General features: G+C 47.2%; 21 protein-coding genes. 19 read left to right on the plus strand and 2 right to left on the minus strand.

Annotated features, from left to right (window positions below; genetic code table 11):
- The first annotated feature begins 16 nt into the window (after window positions 1-16).
- The 14 genes from KNO69_RS04645 to KNO69_RS04710 all read left to right on the plus strand — a co-directional run bounded on the left by KNO69_RS04645 (window position 17) and on the right by KNO69_RS04710 (window position 14772).
- On the plus strand, window positions 17-2104 hold the full coding sequence (locus KNO69_RS04645; protein ID WP_078147157.1) for an HD family phosphohydrolase: 2088 nt from the start codon (window positions 17-19) through the stop codon (window positions 2102-2104).
- Window positions 2082-2558, plus strand: coding sequence for an rRNA maturation RNase YbeY (gene ybeY, locus KNO69_RS04650; protein ID WP_078147156.1), 477 nt, complete (start codon window positions 2082-2084; stop codon window positions 2556-2558). Before KNO69_RS04645 ends, ybeY begins: the two co-directional genes overlap by 23 nt.
- The gene (locus tag KNO69_RS04655; RefSeq protein WP_214757446.1) at window positions 2555-2902 is read left to right on the plus strand and encodes a diacylglycerol kinase family protein; all 348 of its coding nucleotides are present in this window, start codon (window positions 2555-2557) and stop codon (window positions 2900-2902) included. Before ybeY ends, KNO69_RS04655 begins: the two co-directional genes overlap by 4 nt.
- 30 nt (window positions 2903-2932) lie before the next feature.
- On the plus strand, window positions 2933-3841 hold the full coding sequence (gene era / locus KNO69_RS04660; protein WP_012726647.1) for a GTPase Era: 909 nt from the start codon (window positions 2933-2935) through the stop codon (window positions 3839-3841).
- A gap of 3 nt (window positions 3842-3844) precedes the next feature.
- Entirely contained in the window at window positions 3845-4594 is a 750-nt protein-coding gene (gene recO / locus KNO69_RS04665) for a DNA repair protein RecO (protein ID WP_214816319.1), read from the plus strand.
- 294 nt (window positions 4595-4888) lie between these two features.
- Window positions 4889-5782, plus strand: a complete 894-nt coding sequence (glyQ, locus tag KNO69_RS04670) for a glycine--tRNA ligase subunit alpha (RefSeq protein WP_196431848.1) — start codon at window positions 4889-4891, stop codon at window positions 5780-5782.
- Complete coding sequence (gene glyS / locus KNO69_RS04675) at window positions 5775-7829, plus strand: glycine--tRNA ligase subunit beta (RefSeq protein WP_214816322.1); 2055 nt, start codon at window positions 5775-5777, stop codon at window positions 7827-7829. The genes glyQ and glyS overlap by 8 nt, the downstream gene beginning before the upstream one ends.
- 21 nt (window positions 7830-7850) lie before the next feature.
- Window positions 7851-8480, plus strand: a complete 630-nt coding sequence (gene ccpN / locus KNO69_RS04680; RefSeq protein ID WP_078147152.1) for a transcriptional regulator CcpN — start codon at window positions 7851-7853, stop codon at window positions 8478-8480.
- Window positions 8467-9309: a pyruvate, water dikinase regulatory protein gene (locus tag KNO69_RS04685; RefSeq protein ID WP_214816327.1), complete on the plus strand. Its 843-nt coding sequence runs from the start codon at window positions 8467-8469 to the stop codon at window positions 9307-9309. The genes ccpN and KNO69_RS04685 overlap by 14 nt, the downstream gene beginning before the upstream one ends.
- Before the next feature lie 126 nt (window positions 9310-9435).
- Entirely contained in the window at window positions 9436-11247 is a 1812-nt protein-coding gene (gene dnaG, locus KNO69_RS04690; RefSeq protein WP_214816330.1) for a DNA primase, read from the plus strand.
- A 35-nt stretch (window positions 11248-11282) separates the two neighbouring features.
- Window positions 11283-12377: an RNA polymerase sigma factor RpoD gene (gene rpoD / locus KNO69_RS04695; RefSeq protein WP_012726640.1), complete on the plus strand. Its 1095-nt coding sequence runs from the start codon at window positions 11283-11285 to the stop codon at window positions 12375-12377.
- 132 nt (window positions 12378-12509) lie between these two features.
- Window positions 12510-12848 (plus strand): cytochrome c550, encoded by a 339-nt coding sequence (gene cccA, locus KNO69_RS04700; protein WP_012726639.1) that lies wholly within the window; start codon window positions 12510-12512, stop codon window positions 12846-12848.
- Between the two features lie 95 nt (window positions 12849-12943).
- Entirely contained in the window at window positions 12944-13660 is a 717-nt protein-coding gene (locus KNO69_RS04705; protein ID WP_214816333.1) for a tRNA (adenine(22)-N(1))-methyltransferase, read from the plus strand.
- Window positions 13660-14772, plus strand: coding sequence for a Nif3-like dinuclear metal center hexameric protein (locus KNO69_RS04710; RefSeq protein ID WP_214816336.1), 1113 nt, complete (start codon window positions 13660-13662; stop codon window positions 14770-14772). The genes KNO69_RS04705 and KNO69_RS04710 overlap by 1 nt, the downstream gene beginning before the upstream one ends.
- Window positions 14773-14814: 42 nt before the next feature.
- Here KNO69_RS04710 and KNO69_RS04715 read toward each other — a convergent pair whose 3' ends face one another.
- Window positions 14815-15768 (minus strand): 4-hydroxy-3-methylbut-2-enyl diphosphate reductase, encoded by a 954-nt coding sequence (locus KNO69_RS04715; RefSeq protein ID WP_012726636.1) that lies wholly within the window; start codon window positions 15766-15768, stop codon window positions 14815-14817.
- Between the two features lie 129 nt (window positions 15769-15897).
- Between KNO69_RS04715 and KNO69_RS04720 the strand changes: the two genes are divergently transcribed.
- The 5 genes from KNO69_RS04720 (at window position 15898) to KNO69_RS04740 (ending at window position 21549) form a co-directional block, all read left to right on the plus strand.
- Window positions 15898-17652, plus strand: a complete 1755-nt coding sequence (locus KNO69_RS04720; RefSeq protein ID WP_251124918.1) for a sensor histidine kinase — start codon at window positions 15898-15900, stop codon at window positions 17650-17652.
- On the plus strand, window positions 17649-18587 hold the full coding sequence (locus KNO69_RS04725) for a sugar ABC transporter substrate-binding protein (protein WP_214816342.1): 939 nt from the start codon (window positions 17649-17651) through the stop codon (window positions 18585-18587). Before KNO69_RS04720 ends, KNO69_RS04725 begins: the two co-directional genes overlap by 4 nt.
- A 61-nt stretch (window positions 18588-18648) precedes the next feature.
- Window positions 18649-19992 (plus strand): DEAD/DEAH box helicase, encoded by a 1344-nt coding sequence (locus KNO69_RS04730; protein ID WP_012726633.1) that lies wholly within the window; start codon window positions 18649-18651, stop codon window positions 19990-19992.
- A gap of 81 nt (window positions 19993-20073) precedes the next feature.
- Window positions 20074-20976 carry a deoxyribonuclease IV gene (locus KNO69_RS04735; protein WP_214816345.1) on the plus strand — a complete coding sequence of 301 codons (903 nt, stop codon included), beginning with the start codon at window positions 20074-20076 and terminating at the stop codon, window positions 20974-20976.
- A gap of 3 nt (window positions 20977-20979) precedes the next feature.
- A complete protein-coding gene (locus KNO69_RS04740) occupies window positions 20980-21549 on the plus strand; it encodes a hypothetical protein (RefSeq protein WP_078147143.1) in 570 nt (189 codons plus the stop codon).
- A gap of 36 nt (window positions 21550-21585) precedes the next feature.
- Here KNO69_RS04740 and KNO69_RS04745 read toward each other — a convergent pair whose 3' ends face one another.
- Window positions 21586-21756, minus strand: coding sequence for a DUF1427 family protein (locus KNO69_RS04745; protein WP_012726630.1), 171 nt, complete (start codon window positions 21754-21756; stop codon window positions 21586-21588).
- Window positions 21757-21843 lie beyond the last annotated feature (87 nt).

Raw genomic sequence — 21843 nt, forward strand, 5'->3', positions numbered from 1 at the left:
GAAAGGGGGGGCACGAATGCAGCAAGCTAAAAACTGGACAGTCGCGACCATCTCGTTGATTTTCTTTCTCTTATTAGGCGCCATTCTATACTTTACCGTGCGCCCATCCATCATCAGTGTGGAACCGCTTGGGATTGCCGAACAGGATATTCGGTCTCCGATCACGGTTGAGGACCGTGTTGCGACCGAACGATTGAAACAAGAAGTGACAAATGGTGTCGGCAGTCAATTCTCCTTGAGAAAAGAATTTGCAGACCAACAAATCGCTAAAGTCGAGCAGTTGTTCGCAGCATTCGACCAAACGGATGAAGAGACTGAACTGGCGGATATTAAAAACCGTCTAAATTCTACAGAGGCGAACGGTGTATTAGCTGATGAAGAGTTGAATTCGTTGCTTGAAGCGAGTGAAGATACCCGACAAACGGTAGAAGATGTCACAGTCACTGCGTTACAACAAGTGATGGACGACCGGATTGAAACGAGTAATGAAGCGGTCGCTGCGGCTCGAGACCGAGCAGCAGCGATTATCGATCAATCGCCGCTCTCGTTTGAGTTCCGCGCCATTTCGAAAACGTTAAGCGATGAACTCATCGTACCGAACTATGTATTTGACTCTGAGGCGACCCGTCAAAAAGAACAAGAGGCCGTCGATGCTGTCGATCCTGTCATCATTCAAGAAGGACAGTTACTCGTCAGTCAAGGTGAGGTGGTGACTCGAGAGATATATCGGAAATTAGAGCTATCTGGAGCCATCGATCCGAATCGTTCCCTTGCACCATTATTCGGGTCATTCTTGCTCAGCGCATTGTTGACCGGTGGGTTTCTATTCATGCTCATCCGCTCGAAAATCAAAGACCTGTTACTGAGTCCGAAAATCTTAGTGACGGTCTATGGCTTGCTACTTTTACAACTCGGCGTCTTTTTTGGTGTCGGATATATCGGTGTCGATTTTACGACATATGCCTATATTTTAGCGCCGACAGCGTTCGTCGTATTGCTTCTACGCATCTTGATCGATGAACGAGTTGCGCTCGCCTCGGCCTTTATTACGATGATTGCCGGGAGTGTCGTTGTCACATTCGGACAGAGCACGAATTTCATGACGCTCGTGTATGTGGCGACGGGTAGTTTTCTAGCTGTCTTTTTAGTTGAACCGAAAATTCAGCGGAAGCGACTATTCTTATCAGGGGTGTTGCTCGGTTTCGTCAACATCATCATGGTCATCGCGTTACTCTTACTTCGGAACGTGCAAGTTTCCTGGGAAATGGCGATGTATCTTTCTGGATTTGCCGTCATTAGCGCCTTGCTCTCCATTGTCTTGACGTTTGGCTTCCTGCCATTTTTGGAACCGTGGTTTGGCGTCTTGTCTTCTGGTCGACTTGTGGAATTGATGAGTCCGACGCATCCGCTGCTGCGGAAACTTTTAATGGAGGCACCTGGTACGTATCATCATAGTATGATGGTGGCGAACTTGGCAGAGTCCGCATGTGAAGCGATTGGTGCAGATGGTCTTCTCGCACGTGTCGCAAGCTATTATCACGATCTTGGGAAGACGGAGCGTCCCCTTCATTTCATTGAAAATCAACAAGGTGGAGGGAATCCTCATGATCGCTTGACGCCTGAAGAATCGGCAGACATTATTATGGCTCATCCTTATGACGGAGCGGATCTGTTGCGACGTTATAAGTTACCGAAAGAAATCATCGATATAGCAGAGCAGCATCACGGAACGTCTTTATTGAAATATTTCTACGTTAAAGCGAAGGAAGATCCTGATAAAGAGGTGTTAGAGTCTCGTTTCCGCTACCCAGGTCCAAAGCCACAATCGCGCGAGGCTGCCGTTGTCATGATCGTCGATTCAATCGAAGCGGCTGTCCGTTCGCAGAAACAACCGACGCCAGAAAAAATCCGAATGCTCGTTCGAACCATTATTCGTGACAAGTTGGCGGATGGACAGTTCGAAGAATGTGAATTGACGACGAAAGAAATTTGGCGCGTCGGAGAGAGCGCGTGTGAGACGCTGACCGGCTTGTTCCACGAACGAATCGAATACCCAGAATTAAAGAAAGAGGGAGAATTACATGCAAATCATCTCGAACGATGAACATGAATTGTTAACTACATCTCAAATCGAGCTCGTCGAGTCGATTTTACAACATGCCGCCCAACTAGAAGAGGTGGAAGAGCCGAGCGAATTGTCGGTCACGTATTTAACAAATGCGGAAATCCATGAAGTGAACCGAGAATGGCGAGGCAAAGATGCCCCGACCGATGTCATCAGTTTCGCATTTGATGAGATGGGGGATGACGAGATGGATTTCATGCTCGATGAAGATGAGCCACATCTTCTCGGTGACCTCGTCATCTCGGTAGAACGTTGCCGAGAACAGGCAGCTGACTATGGTCATTCGTTTGAGCGGGAGCTCGGCTTTTTAGCAATTCATGGGTTTCTCCATCTGCTTGGGTATGATCATATGACATCTGAGGAAGAAGCGGAGATGACGGCAAGGCAAGAAGAAGTGCTCACTCATTTTGAGTTGAAGCGAGGCAACGTGTGAGACCGTTCCGTGTGGCATGTGAGGGAATCCTCCATGCCGTTCGTTCGGAACGGAACATGCGACTCCATCTCCTGTCGGCTTTTCTCGTATTCGTCTTTTCCATCTGGTTACAGCCGACAAGGCTCGAGATCGTCATCTTGTTCGGTTGGGTGATTGCCGTTATTAGCATGGAAATGATGAATACGGCAATCGAACGAACGGTTAATCTCGTGACAGAAGACGTCCATCCGCTCGCGAAGCAAGCAAAAGATGTTGCCGCAGGAGCCGTTTTAGTCGCTTCATTTGGTGCTGCCGTAACGGCGCTCATAATATTCGGTCCACGGCTATGGAACATGCTATACTAATAGTTCTGAAATTGAGAAAGCAGGTGCAATATGTATCAAGAAGATTTTAAATCCGGATTCGTCTCCATTATCGGGCGACCGAACGTTGGAAAATCGACATTCTTAAACCGTGTGATCGGACAAAAGATTGCCATCATGTCGGATAAACCACAAACGACACGAAATAAGGTGCAAGGTGTGTACACAACCGATGATTCCCAAATCATCTTCATCGATACACCAGGGATTCATAAACCGAAACACCGTCTTGGCGACTTCATGATGAAAGTGGCGACGAACGCATTACGCGAAGTTGATGCGATTCTCTTCATGGTGAACGTGACGGAACCGCGTGGAGCTGGCGACGACTTTATTATTGAGAAACTCAAAGGGCTCGACACACCGATTATTCTCGTCATGAACAAAATCGATTTAATCCATCCGGATGAACTTCCGAAAGTGATTGAACAATATACGAACGAATTGGATTTCGCGGCGTACGTCCCGATTTCGGCGCTACAAGGCAACAACGTCGAACCGCTCTTAGGTGAGATCAAGAAATTGTTGCCTGAAGGACCGATGTATTATCCGGCCGATCAAGTGACGGACCACCCGGAGCGTTTCATTATCTCAGAGATGATTCGTGAGAAAGTGTTGCATAAGACACGCGATGAAGTCCCTCATTCGATTGCTGTAGCCATCGAATCGATCAAGAAACGCGAGAACTCTGAGATGATTGATGTCGAAGCCGTGATCATGGTGGAGCGTGATTCGCAAAAAGGAATCATCATCGGAAAAAAAGGGGCTATGCTTCGTGAAATCGGAACAGACGCGCGCCATGATATCGAAGCGCTTCTCGGGACTAAAGTTTATTTGAACCTATGGGTAAAAGTGCAGAAAGACTGGCGTAACAAGATGGGTCAGCTTCGTGACCTCGGTTTCCGCGACGACGAGTATTGAGCCATGTTACAAAAAGTCACGGGAATCGTCGTTCGTACCGTTAATTATGGGGAATCGAATAAAGTCGTGACATTGTTTACAGAGGAACTTGGCAAAGTCGCGATCATGGCACGGGGTGCAAAGAAACCGGGTTGCCGGTTTCACGCCTCGAGTCAGCCGTTTGTGGAAGGTGTCTATATCTTTCCGTCTAGCCGAGGACTCGCTCAGTTAAAATCATCTGACGTCATGACGTCTTATCCTGAAATCCGAAAAGATGTCGAACGGATGGCATATGCGATGTATTGGTTAGAACTTGTTGATCGGTCTGTCGAGGATCGTGTCCAAAATCGTCCATTGTTTCGAATATTACGGGATGCCTTGCAGGCACTGAATGCGGGCATGGACGCAGATGTCATCACGCACTATGTTGAATTACGTATTTTGCATCTATTAGGTGTCGCCCCAGTCTTGACGGGATGTGTGCGCTGTGGAGATGTGACGGATCCCATGTACTTCTCTGTCGCGTCCGGTGGCTTTTTATGTGCGCGACATCCAGAAGAAGGAGTGATTCGGCTGTCCGAACGATTGGCGAAACTACTTTATTTGATGAGTAAGCACGAATTGTCAGAGTTTCGGAACGTTCCGCTATCGGATGAGTCCAGAGTTCTTTTGCGCCAGCTCTTTGATGCTTATATGGAATCGTATAGTGGACTACGATTGAAGACGAAGCGGGTGCTCGATCAAATGATTCGACTTCATCTGAATGAGGATTGACTTTTTATAGTGAATTCGATACGATGATGTACGATTAGACAAATGAAATAGCGTGCGCGATGAAGGAAAAAAGTAACTCTTCCTGTCATGAATGAAGCGAGTCCGGGGCGGTGTGAGCCGGGTATCATGAGAAGAGCGAATGGCGATTCTAGAGCGCCCACATCTTTTAAGAGTGGTCCCATGATTGGGGCAAGTAGGGTGGAACCGCGGGAATCAATCCCGTCCCTATGTGCTAGGCACATAGGGGCGTTTTTTGTCGTTTCAATACTATTGGAGGTGTCATTAATGAAGCACATGACAGTGCAAGAAATCATTCTCACGCTACAAAACTTTTGGGCGTCAAAAGGTTGTTTGACGATGCAGGCGTACGATGTGGAAAAAGGGGCCGGGACGATGAACCCGATGACATTCCTCAGAAGCCTTGGGCCAGAACCGTGGAACGTCTGTTATACCGAACCGTCACGCCGTCCAGCTGACGGTCGTTACGGAGAAAACCCGAACCGTCTTTACCAGCACCATCAGTTTCAGGTGATCATGAAGCCGTCACCAAACAACATTCAAGAGTTGTACTTGGAGAGTCTTGAACTGATTGGCATCAATCCGCTTGAGCATGACATCCGTTTCGTCGAAGATAACTGGGAAAACCCGACGTTCGGAGCAGCAGGTCTCGGTTGGGAAGTTTGGTTGAACGGAATGGAAATCACGCAGTTCACGTACTTCCAACAAGTCGGTGGAATCGAGTGTGACCCGATTGCCGTGGAAATCACATACGGACTTGAACGCCTCGCGTCATACATTCAAGAAGTAGAAAGTGTATTCGATCTTGTCTGGACAGACGGATTCAAATACGGCGACATTTTCTATCAACCAGAATTTGAACATTCGAAATATACGTTCGAATTGTCTGACGTCGACATGTTGTTCACGTTATTTGATACGTATGAGAAAGAAGCGAAGCGTGCGCTTGAAGAAAACCTTGTCTTCCCTGCATACGATTACATTCTAAAATGTTCGCATACGTTCAACTTGTTGGACGCGAAAGGCGCCATTTCTGTGACGGAACGTACCGGCTTCATCCAGCGTGTCCGGAACATGTCGCGTGCGTGTGCCGCTAAATTTATTGAAGAACGGGAACGCCTTGGATTCCCACTTTTGAAACAAGAGAAAGCAGGTGACTTGAATGCGTGACCTTCTGTTAGAGATTGGATTAGAGGAACTGCCAGCTCAATATGTCTTGCGTTCAGAGAAACAGTTGGCGGAACGTGTTGATGCGTTCTTAAAAGAGGCGCGTGTTGATTTTGGCTCAATCGAAGTGTACTCGACACCACGTCGTTTGGCTGTCATCGTTCGGGATGTGGCTGAAACGCAACAAGATTTGACAGAAACCCTTCGTGGACCTGCCAAAAAGATTGCACAAGATGCGGAAGGTAACTGGTCGAAAGCGGCACAAGGTTTTGCGCGTGGCCGCGGATTGACAGTAGAAGATCTCTATTTCGCAGAAGAAAAAGGAGTCGAGTACGTCTTCGCGGAACGCCATGAAAAGGGACAAGAGACGCTCTCGCTATTGAACGGTCTTGAAGATGTAGTCCGTAGCTTGACGTTCCCGAAAAACATGAAATGGGGAACGAGCAGCCTACGGTATATGCGCCCGATTCGTTGGTTGATCGCCCTCTTTGGTCAAGACATCATCGACTTCACAATCGAAGGTGTGAACACGAATAACGTAACGCGTGGGCATCGTTTCCTCAGTAAAGGGGACGTGGTCATCTCATCACCTGCCGAATATGTCCAGACATTAGAGTCTGCTTTTGTCATGGCGAACTACGAGATGCGTAAAGCTGAAATCGAACGTCAAATTCAAGAGCTTGCCACGAAACAAGGATGGACGATCCCACTTGATGCCGACTTGCTTGAGGAAGTGACAAACTTAGTCGAATGGCCGACCGCTCTCTTCGGGGAATTTGATGAAGCGTACCTCGACTTGCCTGAAGAAGTATTGATCACAACGATGAAAGAGCATCAACGTTATTTCCCGGTCTATCTCGACGGAACGTTGAAAAACAATTTTGTGACGGTACGAAACGGGAATGCCGAGCACCTTGAAAATGTAGCGCGCGGTAACGAGAAAGTCATTCGGGCCCGTCTTGCGGATGCCGTGTTCTTCTATGAAGAAGACAAAAAGACGAAAATCGATGATCAGCTCGGACGTCTCGATCGCATCGTCTTCCATGAAAAATTGGGAACGACTGGTGCGAAAGCGCGTCGTGTGACGAAAATCGCTCAGGAACTTGCACCGTTGTTCGAGGCAGACCTTGAAAAAGTAAGCCGTGCTGGTGCCATTCATAAATTTGATCTCGTGAGCCAGATGGTATACGAGTTCACAGAACTTCAAGGAATCATGGGTGAGAAATATGCACTCCAACAAGGTGAAGACAAGGAAGTGGCAGCGGCAATCCGTGAGCATTACATGCCACGCTTTGCTGGGGACGCTTCTCCAGAGACGGCAACGGGTGCCGTTCTTGCCCTTGCCGACAAATTAGACTCGATTGCAGCATTCTTTGGCATCGGGATGATTCCGAGCGGTTCACAAGACCCGTTCGCGCTTCGTCGCCAGGCCCAAGGTGTCGTTCAGATTCTTGGAGATTGGAAGATTGATCTCTCAATCGACACGTTGCTTTCAAAAGTTGTCGAATTACAACTGGAAGCAGGACTCTATGAAGCCGATAAAGAACAAGTTAAGGCACAACTAGATGAGTTCTTCAAATTGCGCTTGAAATATCGCCTGCAAGAACAGCAGGTTCGTTATGATGTGATTGACGCCGTATTGACGACCTCATTGACGGTTGTGCGACTCGATGCTCGCGCAGACGCGATTCAAGAATTTGTATCGACGGATGCGAAGGCGTTGATTGAGCAATTGTCGCGCGTCGTGAACATTTCGAAAAAAGGTGAAGCGGGAGATGTCGATCCTTCCTTGTTTGAGAACGATCATGAGATTGCATTGCATGATGCGATTGAACAGACCGCTCCTGCAACAGCCGAAGCTGTCGAGATGGGAGATTACAAGAAAGCGCTCGACCTTCTACAACAACTCGAATCACCGATTATGATGTACTTCGAACATACAATGGTTATGAGTGATGATGAGGCGGTCCGCAAAAACCGTCTCCATGAAATGAACCGACTTGCAACGACGATTAAGCGTGTCGCAGATTTCAACGCGCTCGTACTCTAAACAAACTAGAGGGGGTTGGCTATGCAACTGAATGAACGCCAACAAAAAATCGCCGAGATCGTGAAGGAGAACGGGCCGATCACAGGGGAACAAATCGCACAAGAGCTCTCATTGACACGTGCGACCCTGCGGCCTGACCTCGCTATTTTGACGATGACAGGCATACTTGAAGCTAGACCTCGTGTCGGCTACACGTTCGTTGGCAAACGGAATTCGTCGATGCTACGAGAAAAGTTAGATTCGCTGACCGTAGGCGATTTCATGTCTTCTGCGAAAGTCGTACGGGATGAGATGACGGTATATGATGCGATTGTCACGTTGTTCTTAGAAGATGTCGGCTCATTGTTCGTTGTCGGACGTGACCGGGAGTTAGTCGGAGTTTTATCTCGTAAAGACCTCCTTCGTGCGGCCATCGGAAATCAAGACTTAGACCAGTTACCGGTCAACGTCATCATGACCCGCATGCCGAACATTACAGTATGTGAGAAAACAGAAACGTTGATTCGAGCTGGGATGAAATTGATTGAGAAACAAATCGATGCCATGCCCGTCGTAGAAGAAAAAGATGGGAAATTGATTGTACTCGGCCGTATGACGAAGACCAATATGACGAAGGTGCTCATTGCGTTAGCGAACGATGAGTCGATCTGAGGAGGAAATCGAATTGACTACGAAACAACTCGTGTTCGTTGTAAGTGACTCGGTCGGGGAGACGTGCGAACTCGTCGTCCGCGCAGCGAGTATCCAATTCCACGAGAATGCGATCGAAACCCTTCGCATTCCGTTCGTCGAAGATGAGCAGACGATTATCGATGTCGTCACGCAAGCAAAAGCACAACAGGCCATCATTGCGTTCACGCTCGTTAATGAGGAACATCGCGAACTTCTCATGCGACTTGGTAAAGCGCATCAAGTGAAAACGGTTGATTTGCTCGGAGATTTGCTCGATGTATTATCTAGCCAATTGAAAGAAGCGCCACGTGAAAAGCCTGGGCTCATCTATCGATTGGATGATGATTACTTCCGAAAAATCGAGGCGATGGAGTTTGCCGTCAAGTATGACGATGGTCGGGACCCACGTGGCCTGAAAAAAGCTGATATCGTGTTGGTCGGTGTTTCTCGAACGTCAAAGACGCCGCTATCTCAATATCTGGCACTGAAACGATATAAAGTCGCGAACGTGCCACTCGTTCCAGAATCGAGACCGCCTGAGGAATTGTTTGATTTGCCTGCTGAACGATGTGTCGGGTTGATCATCTCCCCGGAAAAGCTGATTTCAATCCGAATGGAACGTCTCAAATCGCTAGGTTTGAAGCCGGAAGCAGATTATGCGCAACTAGAGCGAATCAATCGTGAACTCGAGTATGCGCGTGGTATTTATGAACGAATCGGTTGCGATGTCATCGATGTGACGAACAAAGCAGTTGAAGAAACGGCAGGGATTATCTTGCGTCATCTTGAACAGTCTAAAGATGATTGAATGAGTAAGTGTTTCAATTAGTAATCATTGCTTCAAGAGGGTATAATAGAGTATTGACAGTACAGTGAAACGGAACGTGATGAGCGTTCCGTTTCGTTGCGAGATTGGAAACAGGGAGTGGTCAACATGCCACGAATACCAGATGAAGTCATCGCAGAAGTGAAACAAGCGACCGATATCGTAGAATTGATTGGCGAACGTGTCGAATTAAAGAAACAAGGACACCGCCTTGTCGGATTATGTCCGTTTCATTCCGAAAACTCACCTTCTTTCTCCGTTTCACCTGAAAAAGGGATGTATCACTGTTTCGGTTGTGGCGCCGGCGGAAATGTATTTACGTTCGTGATGGAAACCGAGGGATTGTCGTTTCCTGAGACGGTCGAACGCTTGGCAACACGGGCGAATATTTCGGTAGACGGCATTCAAGGAGACGAGGAATTGACGCGTGAACAGGTATGGCGCAAACAGATGCGTGATGCGCATCGCCTTGTCGCCGACTTGTATCATGAAGTGTTGATGAAAACAGAAGCTGGAGAAGTGGGCTTAACGTATTTACGGAATCGTAACCTAGCTGAAGAGACGATTGCGCAATACAAGATCGGTTTTGCCCCAGACCAACGACGCTTTACTGTCGAGCTGTTGGAGCGGCGCGGGTTTGATTTAGAAGTAATGGTTGAGGCAGGTTTGATTTCAAAGTCGAAGTCCGGTGAATATTTTGACCGATTTGAAGGACGGGTCGTCTTTCCGATTGCGGATCGAGACGGCACCATCGTTGGCTTCAGTGGACGAGCGATTGATGATCGACAACCAAAATATGTGAATACGGCTGAGACGCCACTCTTCAATAAGAGCGAGTTATTGTTCGGCTTCTCTCAAGCCCGGGCGACGATGCGTAAGAAAAAGCGTGTCTTCCTCGTTGAAGGGAACGTTGACGTTTTACAAGTCGCGCAAGCGGGCACACAAGAAGTTGTGGCATCGCTCGGAACCGCGTTCTCTCCTCAACATGCGAGGGCGCTATCTCGAATCGTGGATGAAGTCATTATCTGTTATGACGGAGACCACGCGGGACAAGAAGCGACACAAAAAGTCATTCGCCTCTTAGAAGCGTCTCCACTCGATGTACAAGTTTTGCCACTACCGGAAAAGACGGACCCAGATGACTATATCCGTCAGCATGGGGCAACTCACTGGCAGCAGTTTATTGAAACTGAGCAGTTGAGTGTTCTCGATTTTATGAATCGCATGTACCGGCGAGGAAAAAACTTGAACCGAGAAGGAGAACGGATTCGCTTTATTGAATCTATGCTTGAAGAGATCGGGAAGACAAATGATTCGATTCGAAGAGATTTATATGTGAAGAAACTGTCGGATGAGTTTGAGATTCCGCTAGAGACGCTCCGTTCGAGAATTCCTCGTCCGACGTCAAGTGAATCAACTCCCAACCGTGCGATGGAACCTGTAGAGCCGGTACGGAAGCGTTCGAGTAAAATAGGTGAGCCTCGTTGGATGAAAGCCGAGAAGTACTTGTTGCGTGCGATGTTGACGGGACCGGAGCAGGTCCGTTTCGTACGCGACCGTTTAGGGCTTCGTTATCAAGATGAAACCCATCGTATGTTAGGGTCAGCATTGTATGAAATCGTATCCGATACGATGACACATGATGAGTTTGATCAAATCACGCTTTCGTTCATGGAGCGTTATTGCGATCAACGCCCTGATTATGCGATGCGTTTTGCAGAGATCCGTCTGATGGCTGGACCGGATGAACTGTCTGAAGAGGTTTTAGACGAATACATTCGGGTGATAAACAGTTATGAGGAGCAACGTCAAATCGAGCGTGCAAAAAGGGAAATCGCTCAAGACGCCGAAAGTATTGTAGACCAGGCGTCCAAGCTACAAGAATTGATTGCCCGTAGTCGTCGTCTTCGAGAACGATGATCGTGGATGAAGTTTGGAAGGAGTTGAACTGCTAGATGGCAGAGAAGAAGAAAGAGGATTTATTTAACGCCATAGAGGAACTTGAAAAGTTAGGTAAGAAAAAAGGCGTCGTCTCAATGCAAGCAATCCAAGATCGCCTTAGTCACTTCGAGGTGGATTCGGATTTCATCGATAACTTCATCGAAGATTTAGAGGCTAAAGACATCCGTGTCACAGAAGATGCTGCGGACGCAGAAGAAACACCTGCGAAAAAAGAGGATGAAGAAGTCGATTTGAACGACTTATCAGTACCTCCTGGAATCAAAATCAACGACCCGGTTCGGATGTATTTAAAAGAAATCGGACGTGTCGACCTTCTCAGTGCGAAAGATGAGACGGAGCTCGCTAAACGAATCGAGCAAGGGGACGAAGAAGCGAAAAAACGTCTCGCAGAAGCGAACCTACGTCTCGTCGTGTCGATTGCGAAGCGTTATGTCGGTCGTGGGATGCTCTTCCTTGATTTGATTCAAGAAGGGAACATGGGACTCATTAAAGCGGTCGAAAAATTCGACTACATGAAAGGGTTCAAATTCTCGACGTATGCGACGTGGTGGATTCGCCAAGCCATCACACGTGCGATTGCTGACCAAGCCCGTACGATTCGTATTCCTGTACACATGGTGGAAACAATCAACAAATTGATTCGTGTCCAACGTCAATTGCTTCAAGACCTCGGTCGCGAACCTTCTCCGGAAGAGATTGCCAAAGAGATGGAACTCACACCTGAGAAAGTCCGTGAAATTCTAAAGATTGCCCAAGAACCTGTTTCTTTAGAGACACCGATTGGGGAAGAAGACGATTCACATCTCGGTGACTTCATCGAAGACCAAGATGCGATGGCTCCTCAAGATGCGGCAGCCTATGAATTGTTGAAAGAGCAATTAGAAGACGTGTTGGATACGTTGACAGACCGTGAAGAGAACGTCCTTCGCCTGCGTTTCGGACTAGACGATGGCCGCACACGCACACTCGAAGAAGTTGGTAAAGTATTCGGTGTCACACGTGAGCGGATTCGTCAAATCGAGGCGAAAGCCCTTCGTAAATTGCGTCACCCGAGCCGTTCCAAACGCTTGAAAGACTTCCTCGATTAATTTCATATTTGGATAAAGTGTGAAGTTTTAGAAGAAAGGAAGGAAAATGAGTGATTTTCCTTCCTTCTTTATTATTTTTTGAGTAAAATAGTGTTGGATAGAAATTTGGAATGAACATGAGGGGGAACTACAATGCGTAATCCATTGTTACCGTTTGCGGCAATCGCAATCGTCGCAATTATTGCCATGGTATCATTATCGTATTTTGGGGTGAATCAGGCGCAACAAGCGGCTGAAGGTCCAGCAGTCACTGAAATGAACCCAGAAGAGTTGTATGCTGCGAAGGGCTGCACAGGTTGCCACGGCGGAAACCTTGAAGGTGGCGTCGGTCCAGCACTTACAGGTGTCGGCGATCGTCTCTCACCAGAAGAAATCGCAAACATCATCGTCAACGGTCAAGGTGCGATGCCAGCAGGTCTTGCATCCGCTGAAGAAGCAGAAGTGCTTGCGAACTGGTTGATTGAACAATAAGAGGTGACGCACTCCGTGATGGGGTGCGTTTTTTGTTGTCGAACTGTAGAGAATTCGATACGCTAGGGAAGAAGTAGAACAAAGGAGTTGTCTGTATGCAAGAACGTGTCATGTTAGACCGACGATTGAAGCAGGTTGTCGATTATATCCCAAAAGGAAGTGTGCTCGCCGATATCGGTTCGGATCATGCGTATGTCCCATGCTATGCCTTTCAGCAAGGAATCATTTCAAAAGGAATCGCGGGTGAAGTGAACGTTGGACCGATGGAAGCTGCGAGAGCACAAGTCGATTTGATTGGGGCCAGTGATGCCATTGATGTACGCCTTGGCGATGGTCTTGCTGTCTTACAGCCCAATGAAGCGACGTGTATCTCGATCTGCGGGATGGGCGGCAGTTTGATTCGCTCGATTCTCGAAGCGGGTCAAGATAAGCTCGGTGCGGTCGAACGACTCGTCCTTCAACCGAACGTTGATGGGCAACACGTACGAAGCTGGCTGCTTGAACATGGATATGTCCTTGTCGAAGAGGCAATTGTAGAAGAAAATGATAAAGTCTACGAAATCCTAGTCGGAGAAAAAGGTAGTGAGACCATCTATAGCGACGCGTCGGACGATCGGATGTGGCAGTTGTTATTCGGCCCATATCTTATTCAAGAGCGACCGGAACCATTTAAACTCAAATGGAGTCGTGAAGCCGATAAGCTCGATTATGTGCTTGGACAGATGGCAGCTGGCATTCAATCGGAAGCCTTGATTCAAAAACAAGTGGAATTCAAACAGATGCGTGACAAAATGAGAGAGGTGAGTCAGTAATGGCGAACGGCAATCAAGTGATTCAATTGTTTGAAGAATTTGCACCGAAACATTTGGCGGTTGAAGGGGATAAAATCGGCTTACAGATTGGATCGCTCAACAAAGAAGTCAAACGGGTCATGGTCACGCTTGATGTGCTCGAATCGGTTGTGGATGAAGCGATTGAGAAACAGATTGATTTGATCATCGCGCATCATCCACCCATCTTTAGTCCGTTAGCTCAAGTCAATGACCGCTCCACGGCTGGGAAGATTACGATGAAATGTATTCAGCACGATATCGCGGTCTATGTCGCTCATACGAATTTAGACGTATGCAGCGGTGGTGTGAACGATTGGATGAGTGAGGCGATCGGTCTCCGCGATACGAAAGTACTCGTCCCGACCTATGAGGAGCCGGTCTATAAACTAAGTGTATTCGTTCCATCCACGCATGCGCATGACGTATCCCGTGCTCTAGGAAAAGCGGGTGCTGGACATATTGGTGACTATGCGGACTGTCAGTTCCGTGTTTCCGGAACGGGGCAATTCACTCCGCTCGAGGGGACAGATCCCTTCATCGGTCGCCCGTATGAAACGGAACAAGTGGACGAGGTGAAAATCGAAACGGTCGTTCGGGAGAGTCAGAAAAAGCGTGTACTAAAAGCAATGAAAGACGCCCATCCTTATGAGGAAGTGGCGTATGACCTCATGCGCGATGAAATCGAGGGTCATGTATTTGGGCTAGGGCGAATCGGTCGACTTGAACAGGCCATGACACTTGAACAGTTTGCCGAACACGTGAAAACAAGCTTTGGGGTTGAGGGCGTGCGAGTCGTCGGAGACCCGAGGCGTTCGATTGAAAAAGTTGCCGTATTAGGTGGAGACGGGAATAAATATGTGTCTACTGCGCGTTTCAAAGGTGCAGATGCATATGTGACGGGTGATTTATATTTCCACGTGGCTCATGATGCTATGGCCCTTGGGCTTGCAGTCGTAGACCCAGGGCATCATGTCGAGAGTATCATGAAACAAGGTGTAATCGATGTGCTCAGCAAAAAGTTTGAAAAAGCGAAAATTAATGTCGACTTGATTCAATCTGTTGCCAACACGAACCCGTTTCAATTCAAGTAAATCCTAAAAATCCCCCATCCTCTGAGAGAATGGGGGATTCCTTCACTTACGCAAAGCTTTCACTTTCGGTAAGATGCTCCGAAGTTCAAGAAATGGCGTTTTATCGTGCGTGCTTAAATCGTCTGGGTCATACTGCGACAAAAAGTCGATGACTTTTTTTGTGATCGGTGTAGGAGTAGAGGCGCCCGACGTCACAGCGACGGTCTCGACTCCCTCGAGCCAATTCAAGTCAAGTTCACTCAAGTCACCGATTCGATATGCATTCGTTCCGGCAATCTCTTTTGAAACTTGTGCTAAACGATTGGAGTTGTTAGATTTAGGATCTCCGACGACAATCAACAATTCGCAGTCTCCCGCTTGTTCAGCGACGGCTTCTTGACGAACTTGCGTCGCGTTACAGATTTCATTATGCACTTCCACGTGAGGATAACGGGCTTGAATCGTTTCAATTAATGCGGAAACGTCCCATTGACTCATCGTCGTCTGGTTCGTCACCAAAATTTTTCGTTCGAACAAGCGACTCGGCAACTGATCGATTTCATGTTCATATTGAATCAAATGAACATGGTCTGGTGCAACACCAATTGCACCCTCCGGTTCCGGATGCCCATGTTTTCCGATATAGATGACATCATATCCTTCTGCCGTTTTCTCACGAATCAAATCGTGTGTGACTAAGACGTCAGGACAAGAGGCATCTACAATCGTCAATCCTTTCTCGATGGCACGTTTCCGGACGAGTGGTGAAATGCCGTGCGCCGTGAAGACGACCGTTCCTCGATCGATGGTTTCGAGCGCTTGCATGCGGTCTTCTCCATCAACGGTTTTGACACCGAGATCCTCAAACGCCTGCGTGACGTGACGGTTATGGACAATCATTCCAAGTATATGAATCGGGCGTGGCAAATCTGGATTTGCGACGGCCTCATTTGCGAGCTTCATGGCATCGACGACACCATAACAATATCCGCGTGGGCTAATTTTTTTAACTTTCATATGAAGACGAAGGCTCCTTTCGAAGTGCTTTCATACGTATTAGTCTAACATTGTTTCGAAAATACGAAAAGATTTGCGTGTATTCATGCTATAATTTTTAGGTTAGAGAGGAGGGACGCCGTGAATCGCATGAAACCATTGCGTGAACTAAGAAAATCGTACTTTTTCCAAATTACGTTCATCATCATCATTATTTTAGCACTTGTCATTTCATCACTTGCCTTCTCTGCTGACCGCGTCACGGTGTCTCGAGCAGAAGAATTGGCGAAAGAGCAATTTGATTACGCCATCGATGACAGTATTGAGAATGTGGAGTCCCGACTTGGGAAATTGTATGAGGATTTAGTTTACTTAGGCGCTTACGTTGGAAATGAGCCATGGATTGAAGAACGGATCCGAACAGGATATTTGAATCAACGCACGAGTTTTACGTCCATCTTTTATTATGATGTCAATCAAGACTCATTTAAATGGTACTCGGAGCGACAAGTCGCCTCTTCTGTATTGAAACGCGATCCGAAGTTTACGGAAGTATTGACTGCAAGTGGAAAAGAACTATATATGAGTGACCCTGTGATGATCAGTGGGGATATGGGAACTTTCCTATACGTTCCGGTCATCGAAGAGAACCGACCAATCGGTATTTTTGGGGGGAGCATTAGTGTCTTGAACTCTGACTTGTATCGTCGTTCGTTGGAATCTGCGAATGATGACATGATTCTATACTTGTTAGATGAGCAAGGCGAAGTGTTGACGACTTCGTTCAACTTGGTCACAGATGCAGAGCGTCGGATATCGCGTGAAGTCATCGACGAAGCATTAAATCGAAGCGAACGGACAATCTTGAGTACGGATGAAGATACGGTAATGTTTGAACCGGATGCACGAGTCAGTGGATGGAGCATGCTCGCAAAACATCAAAATGACTCCGTCTATGAAACGGTCTACGACACGCGTTGGCAGTATTTGATGATTGCGCTCGTTACATTCTTCCTGAGCATTCTCGTTGGATTGTTGCTTTCCCGGACGTTAACGAATCCGCTTGTCGAGCTGGTCAATCAAATTAAACAACAACAATCGCTCGGAACGATCTCGTTGGAAAGAACCGGTTCGAAAGAAGTGGAGACGCTACTCGACACGTATAACGATTATGCACAACGGATGGAAACGTCACGACGTGAACAGTTGAGTCAGCAACAGTTGATTTTGCATCAAGAAAAATTAGCCTCACTCGGTCAATTGGCCGCGGGAATTGCCCATGAAATTCGAAATCCTCTAACTCCCGTCCACATCACGTTACAAATGGTGCGCGAGGGTCAAGGTAGCTCAGATATGGTGGATGTCGCCATAAAAGAACTGGAGCGGGCGAATGATTTGATTTCAACGATGTTGACGCTCGCCAAACCAGATCAGGCTGGTAAAAACGAAGATTGGATCAACATGTTAGACTTTGCGAAACGACTTGAATTTTTAATGGATGCCGAATGTTACAAACGACCGACAAAATGGGAATTACTTGTACCGAACGACATGCCTACATTTTATGCATCCTTTGATATGCTCGTTCAAATCATCTACAACCTCTTCAAAAATGCGGTCGATGCCGTCGAATCAAAAGGGGCTGAAGGTAGTGTCGTCGTGACGGTCCTCTTTACGGAGCAGGAATATCGCTTCTTGATTGAAGATAACGGGATTGGCATGAGTGAGGAACAACTCAAGACAGTTGGTTCCGCCTTCAATACGACGAAGGAAAGTGGGAATGGTCTAGGGATCTATATGATTCAAGAGTACTTGAAGAGCGTTAACGGTGCGATGGAGATTGATAGTGTGATGAACAAGGGGACCGCGATTTTAATCAAAATCCCAAGGAGACAACCGTCATGAAAGGACTAAAACATTATTGGCTTTGGTTACCGGTCGTGTGGGCCATGACGATTCTCCTCATCACCTCGATTCAACTCCCAGAGCAAAAAACGAATGAAAAAGAAGTCGGATTTGTGTTTGTCAGTGATAAACATGAGCATGCGAATAAACTACTGGACTCGTTCGTGCATACAGCAAACCAAAAAGGGTTCATCCCGATTCCGACCACGAGTGAAGACTCGCGTGTCCTTGAAAAAGAAAAACTAGATTCATTGATTGACCGGGGTGTCGAGGCCATCTTTTTGACGACTCTCGATGACACGTTCATTCAATCCTCATTAGAACGCGCAAAACGAAAAAACATTCCGATTATTGCGATTGACCGCATGATTGATCATCCGAGTGTGCTCACATCCGTCGTTTCCGACAATGTCGACATCGGTCGGATGGCGGCCGAACAAATTGCTGCCAAGTATAGTGAGCTCGAACGTCCGATTCGCGTGGTCGAAGTGAGGGGAACTCCGAAAGTTCGTTCCACGATGGACCGAAGTCTTGGTATCCGAGAGTACGAGAAGCAACATGGCGACGATTTTCAGATCATCGCATCCATCACCGGGAACTATGACACATTCCAAGCTGAAATCGAGATGTCACGTTGGTTAGAAGAAGAGATTCCATTTGATGCAATCTTTTCACACAATGACGATAATACGTTTGGTGTCGTCCGGGCTTTAGAAAGTCATGGTTTGACGGACAAGACGATCGTTTCGGTCGACGGGATTTCAGATATCTATCCGCTCATTCAAAATGGGAAGGTCAATGCCACTGTCGTGCAGTCACCGAACGAGATGATGGAAGTCGGCTTCAAAGCACTCGAACAACATTTAAATGGAAAGAAAATTGCCAAACACTATTATTCATCGAGTTATTTATATGAAGGTGTGGCAAAAGATTGATTGACAAATCATTTGATTCCGCTATGCTAGGAAAAGTGGAAAGAAACAGGAGGTGTATCGATTGAACAGCTTCCAACAGTTCAAATTGCTACCGTTTATGGTTGATGCGTTAACAGAAAAGCGCATTACGAAACCGACCGATATACAAGCCCGAATTATTCCGGCTGCCTTGAATGGTCGAGATATTATTGGAAAATCACAGACAGGAACGGGTAAAACACTTGCGTTCTTGTTACCGATCGTTGAAGCGATCAACCCAGAAGATGCTTCAGTTCAAGCAATCGTCGTCGCACCGACACGCGAACTCGCTTGGCAGATTCATGAAGAATTGAAATCGATTCTTATTAAAAACCCAGATTACATCAAATCGAGTTTGATTGTCGGAGGGACAGACCGCGAACGTCAGATCGATAAGATGAAAAATCCGCCACAGTTGATCATCGGGACACCGGGACGAATCCTTGATCTCATGAAAGCACAGGCGTTATTCCCACACAAAGTGACACACTTTGTCGTCGATGAAGCCGATCAAATGCTCGATATGGGATTCTTGCCCGAGGTCGACCGCATCGCACAGGCGCTTCCTGAAAAACTGCAAACGATGGTCTTCTCAGCGACGATTCCTGAGAACCTTGAACCGTTCTTGAAGAAATACCTTCATGACCCACGCTTTGCAGAGGCGAGCCCAGAACATCGCGTCGCACCAAAAATCAAACACCACGTGATTCCAGTACGTCACCGTGACCGTAAAGAATTGACTGTCGAAATTGCGAAAGCAATCAATCCATTCGTTTGTCTCGTGTTCACCAATACGAAACAAGAGGCAGATGAGTTGGAGACGTCGTTCCGCGAAGCAGGTCTAAACGTCGGTACGTTGCATGGTGACATGCAGGCACGTCGCCGCAAACAAGCCATCAAGGACATCAATGATGCGAAATATCAGTATGTGATTGCTACGGATTTAGCGGCTCGCGGTATCGATATTTCAGGAGTCTCTCACGTCATCAACCACGGGATTCCGAAAGACCTTGATTTCTATACGCACCGTGTCGGTCGTACGGGACGTGCGGGCGCATCAGGTGAGGCGTATACACTATATGAGGACCATGAGAATGGACCAATCAACAGACTCGAAGAACGTGGGTTCGAATTCACTCATGTGGACTTGCGCAACGGTTCGATTCAACCGATCAAGACACGTCGTCGTCGCCAAACAGACCGGAAGATGAAGGTCTCACACACGGCTCATAGTCGGATGGCCGGTGAAATCAAGAAGGCGAAGAAGAAAGTCAAGCCTGGCTATAAGAAGAAATTCAAGTATAAGTTGAAAGAGACGGCATCACGTGAGCATATGCAACAGCAACGCTCGGATCGCCGTGCAGCACGTAAGAAAAATAAACGATAATGTTTGGGAGAATCGACTTCTTGGAGTCGGTTCTTCTTTTTGTGTACACTAGAGATAGAAGATGATGAAGGGAAGATGAGGATGTTAAAAATAGGTTCACACGTTTCGGTATCAGGTAAAAAGATGTTGTTAGCAGGGAGTGAAGAGGCTGTCTCTTACGGGGCGAATACGATGATGGTGTATACAGGTGCGCCCCAAAACACACGCCGTAAACCCATTGAAGATTTAAATATTGAGGCAGCACTCAAACATATGGCCGCACATGACATCGAAGAGATTGTTGTTCACGCTCCATATATCATCAATCTCGGGAATACGACGAAACCTGAGACGTTTGAATTGGCCGTCTCTTTCTTAACTCAGGAATTAAAGCGGGCAGAAGCACTCCAAGTGGCTCGCCACGTCGTTCTTCACCCGGGCGCTCATGTCGGAGCGGGAGAAGAAATCGGTCTCGCTCGAATCATCGAAGGATTGAATGAAGTGTTGACTGGCGACGAACAAGTAAAGATTGCGCTTGAGACGATGGCAGGGAAAGGAAGCGAACTTGGTAAGACGTTTGAAGAGCTTGCGACCATCATTGATGGCGTGACGCACAATGATCGACTCTCAGTTTGCTTTGATACGTGTCACGTCCATGATGCAGGATATGACTTAGTCGGTGACTTAGACGGTGTCATTGAACAATTCGATCGCATCGTCGGACTCGACCGTCTCGGAGTCATTCATGTAAATGATTCGAAGAACGTGCGCGGTGCAAAAAAAGACCGTCATGAAAATATCGGCTACGGAGAGATCGGGTTTGATACATTGAATCGTGTCATTCATCACGAGGCATTTGCGCATCTACCGAAAATTCTAGAGACGCCATATATCCCGATTAGCGAAAAAACGAAAGTCGCTCCATATAAACAAGAGATTGAAATGTTTCGTGCCAATCAATTTGATGCCGAATGGCGTGAACGATTCACGCTCGCTCATCAATAAACGATGAACGTCCTACAAGTCGATCCAAAGCGATATGATGTCTGGAACGCATTCCCGACTTATTTTCTTGAACAAAGTCCGGTTTATGTAAACGGGTCCGTGACGACACCGACAGCATTTATCGAAGTGATGGGGCATGGCATCGTGGCGGAAGCAGAGGTGTTACTTGAAGAGACGATTGAGCGACCAGACGATCCGTATTGGCTCGGAGAGAGACCGGGAGGGGTGGCGCTGTATTCCTTGGTCGATCTGTTACAACTTCATTTTCATCATCCGCTCTTGCAAGTGGGAATGTATGAGGGGGATGAACCGTACGAGTCAATTCGAACAAAATGGAATGACGGCTATCATGTACCATCGTCTAAATGGACGAAAGCGTCATATGAGGCGCACTTGTTTCGAGAAAAACTCTTAGCACCAAAGTCGAACGTGACGACTTGTGCGAACTGTCATGAAGACCTAGCTGAACGCTTTGGGCAAGAGGCGTATCACTTGATTGAGTATCACTTGACAGAGGAACGTGGCATCTGGGTTTGTCCGACCTGTCATAAAGCCATTCATACATTAGACTAAATAATAAAAGATGCCCTTTTTCGAGGGCATCTTTTGTTAGAATGGCCAGTTCGCTACAGCAAATTGATAAACCTTCATTCCGAGGAATACCCCGAAAATCCCAACAACTCCTGGCAATACCGGTGGGGCAGGCAGTGGTAGTTTGAGTGCGGTGAAGATGGCACCACAAATCAAGCCGGCGAGTAATGATAATAAAATCTCCTGCATAAATAATTCCTCCGTCTCTAAATGAAAGCGCTTCATAATAACTGAATCGAATTTATTATACAACGAGTTTTCTTATTTGAGAAGTCT

The sequence above is a fragment of the Exiguobacterium sp. s131 genome (genome assembly GCF_018617345.1).
Taxonomy (GTDB): domain Bacteria; phylum Bacillota; class Bacilli; order Exiguobacteriales; family Exiguobacteriaceae; genus Exiguobacterium; species Exiguobacterium profundum.